This window comes from Robinsoniella sp. (assembly GCF_034124845.1).
Window position 1 is genome coordinate 1 of sequence record NZ_JAWYAJ010000580.1, and the last position, 3,691, is coordinate 3,691.

3 protein-coding genes are annotated in these 3,691 nt (G+C 38.4%); 2 read left to right on the plus strand and 1 reads right to left on the minus strand.

Annotated features, from left to right (window positions below):
- Window positions 1–597, plus strand: a 597-nt coding sequence (locus ACH2DQ_RS28615) for an endonuclease VIII (RefSeq protein ID WP_395028765.1), incomplete at its 5' end; no start/stop codon positions are given.
- Between the two features lie 486 nt (window positions 598–1,083).
- Complete coding sequence (locus ACH2DQ_RS28620) at window positions 1,084–1,986, plus strand: hypothetical protein (RefSeq protein WP_394912833.1); 903 nt, start codon at window positions 1,084–1,086, stop codon at window positions 1,984–1,986.
- A 61-nt stretch (window positions 1,987–2,047) separates the two neighbouring features.
- Here ACH2DQ_RS28620 and ACH2DQ_RS28625 read toward each other — a convergent pair.
- Window positions 2,048–3,691, minus strand: a 1,644-nt coding sequence (locus tag ACH2DQ_RS28625) for a BlaR1 family beta-lactam sensor/signal transducer (protein WP_395028769.1), incomplete at its 5' end; no start/stop codon positions are given.

Consider the following 3,691-nt stretch of genomic DNA (forward strand, 5'->3'; position numbering starts at 1 on the left):
AATATACGCTATCTGAAAGAGGGGGAGAAGCCTCCTAAGAAGCATCAGCTCTTTGTCGAATTTACAGATGATACGGCGCTTGTCTGTACCGTTCAGATGTATGGAGGAATCCATGCTTTCCTGGACGGTCAAAATGATAATCCCTATTATCTGGTGGCAAAAGAGAAACCGACACCCTATATGGAAGCATTTGACCGTACCTATTTTGAAACCTTATATCAAAATGCAAAGGACAATTTAAGCGTAAAAGCACTTCTGGCAACGGAGCAGCGTATACCCGGACTGGGAAATGGGGTGCTGCAGGATATTCTTTTCCCTGCAGGAATTCACCCAAAAGAAAAGATTGGGAATATCGATGAAACCAAACGGGATATGCTTTTTATAAGCCTTAAGAAGACATTGCTTGAAATGAGAGAAAATGGAGGCCGGGATACCGAAAAAAATCTGTTTGGAGAGTATGGCGGTTATCAGACATATCTCTCAAAGAAAACCCTGGAAGAGCCATGTCCAAAGTGCGGCGGCTGGATTTCCAGACAGGCATATCTGGGAGGGAATATTTATTTTTGTCCAAGGTGTCAGCCGGTGGATGTGAAATAGCAAAGGATTTAGGATTTTAATAAAACATAGTAAAGAAAAGACAGGTCTTCATGGAAGATTTGTCTTTTTTTAAATTGGTGAGTGTTGAAGTAATGTTGATATTTGCAATTTAGTATATTGCTAAAATGAAATGAGTGTGCTATAGTATTAATATCTACAAATAATTTCAGTTCTGGTCATTTCGACCATATAATCCCATTTTATGAGAAAAAGATGTTTATCTACAGAAGAGAAAGAAAGGAAATGATTAGCAGTTAAATATATGAAATGGCGTTGCCCTGCAAAGATTCCGCTTATCTTATTACAACGCTAGTACAGCATGGTGTCAAATACAGCTTCTAAATTGTGTTCAAGTATCGCTTGAAATTATACATAGTTATAACAAAACAAATACACGCTGGTCATTATCTTTCATTTATACACAGAAGACAGAAGGAATTAGAATGTTGCGTAGTTGAAAAAAAAGTGTATAATGGAGGTATATTAATGGATAAATCCAATAGAAATCATATAACAGGTCATGTCAATAGAAACTATAAAGACCGCTTATTCAGATGTATATTTAAAGAAAAGCAAGATTTGCTGGATCTATATAATGCAATCAACGGTACACAGTACGGCAATCCAAATGAATTAGAAATTACCACATTAGAGGATGTAGTATATCTGGGAATGAAAAATGATCTTTCCTTTATTATTGATGATATTATGAACTTGTATGAACATCAAAGTTCTTTTAATCCTAATATGGCATTGAGGGGGCTGGTATATTTTGCGGAGTTATATCGCAAATATATTCTGATAAATAACATAAATATATATGGATCAACAAAAATCAAACTCCCAGTACCACAATATATTGTTTTTTACAATGGTAGTGATGAAGAACCGGACAGGAAAGAAATCAGACTCACGGAGTTGTTTTATCCCCAGGAGAAGGTCGCACAGCCAGCAGTAGAATGCATAGCAGTTATGCTCAACATTAATTACGGCCATAATTTAGACTTAATGGAGAAATGCAGAAAACTAAAGGAATATGCATATTTTATCAGGATAATTAGAGAATACTTGAATAAGGGTGATAAAATAGAAACAGCAGTAAATTGTGCGATTGAAATATGTATACAAAAGGAAATATTAAAAGATATTCTGCAAAAAAACAGAAGCGAGGTGTTAAATGTGATCTTAACAGAATTTGATGAAAATCTTTATTCAAAATCGCTGCGTGAAGAGGGAATTATAGAAGGAAAAAAAGAAGGAATGAGAGCATTTATTGAGCTTTGCCAGGAAATCAAAATTTCAAAAGATGAGACTCGAAACAAACTTATCGAAAAATTCAAATTGCAGAAAGACGTAGCAGAAGAATATTTGATAAAATATTGGAAGTGAATAAGTAAGAACAGGTGAATACCAAAAAGGTCTGTCGGAAATGCAAGACAGACCTTTTATCTCATTCTTCAACATACAAATTCTTGGATTTTAGTATCTCCAGTGTGATTTTGCTAGCCATACTTCCGTTTGCAAAATCCTCTCCTTGAATATTTGTGGCAAAGAAGTAAGGATTGCCGTCTTTTTCCACAAATCCGATAAACCACCCATTTACATTTTTACCGTCCACATCGCCGGTTCCTGTTTTGCCATATAGAGCCGTACCTGAGGAAGTGGATATATGAAGTGCATTTTTAACAGCCTGGATGTTTTCCTCTTTAAACTGCAAATCATTCCGATACATGGCGGATAGCTGTTCCACCTGTTCGATTGGAGAAATCTTCAGGGATGACTCCATCCAGTAACGGGAAATACCACCGGAAAGATCCTGGTTTCCATAAGCAATTTTATGAATATAGTTTTGCAGTGCCGGTAGTCCTGTTTTTTGGTCTACTGCCTGGAAGTACCAGTTGACCGAGTTGGACATAGCAGAAGTCAGGTTATGGTCCTGATTCCAGGATGCAAAAGGATATTCAGTATGATTCCAGGAAATAGCGGAGTCTTTTGGTGTGATGCTGCCAGACTCCAAACCAAACAGGGCACTATATATTTTATAAGTGGAATCGGGTGATACTCTTTTGGAACTTGCATCTTTGTTATAAATATTCCAATAGTCAGCATTTTGGTCGTACAATACGAAACTGCCCTCATAATCCTGGAAATAGGAGCCGAGATCTTCATATTCAGCATTTGTATTGTGAAATTCATATGCATTGCCTGCTGCCGCACCAAATGCAAGGAGTGGTGCACTGCCAATTACCATAGACAGAGCCAGAATAAATATCAGGATGCTCTTTAACTTTAACCATCTGCTTTCCGGGTGAAAAGATGCAATATGAATAATGCGCATTTTAATCTGTTTTTTAGTGCCGCCCATTCCTGCTTCTGAAGAGAATGAGGAGTGAGACAGCGTTTCAGCGAAATTCAGTAAGGTATAACCATAGTCTGCGTAACTGTTTTCGTCAATAGTACGTAATACGGCAGCGTCGCATGCCACTTCCCTGTCATTTCGCATTTGTTTTAGTGCCAGCCAAACCAGAGGATGAAACCAGTATATGATCCGGGCAAGGCACATCAGATAATTCACCGCGATATCCCGGTGCCTGTAATGCTGTAATTCGTGTAACAGAATAAATCGGATATCCTTGTCCTGCAATCCAGAAATCATTTGGATTGGTAGTACAATACAGGGTTTTAATAATCCTACTGAAATTGGTGACTGGATATAGGCGCTGCTGTATACGCGTATATTTTTATTGATGCCAATCAAAGCCCGACATTCGTTATAAATATTTTTTACCTGACTGTTTTGCACAGGAAGAGCAGATTGAATAACCTGCCTGATCCTGAACTGGGAATGCAGTGTCAATACCGCCATGATTAAAATGCCTGCACACCAGACAAACAAAAGCAGATAATTTACAAGTGCGGGAGTCTCATGCTTTACGGAAATGGTAAAATCCTGCATCCAGTTGGCGGCTGTGGAAGCAGCTGCGGCGGTACCGGTATCTAAGGTGGCAGTTCCCCCAGGATTTTTTGAAACACCAAACTGCGTAAGCCATTGCCAGATTACGCTTGGCCCATCTGATCTTACAGGGATAAACGG

Bases quoted from the DNA above. Each gene is read 5' to 3' on its own strand.
- ACH2DQ_RS28620 (WP_394912833.1), top strand. From the start codon at position 1,084: ATGGATAAATCCAATAGAAATCATATAACAGGTCATGTCAATAGAAAC.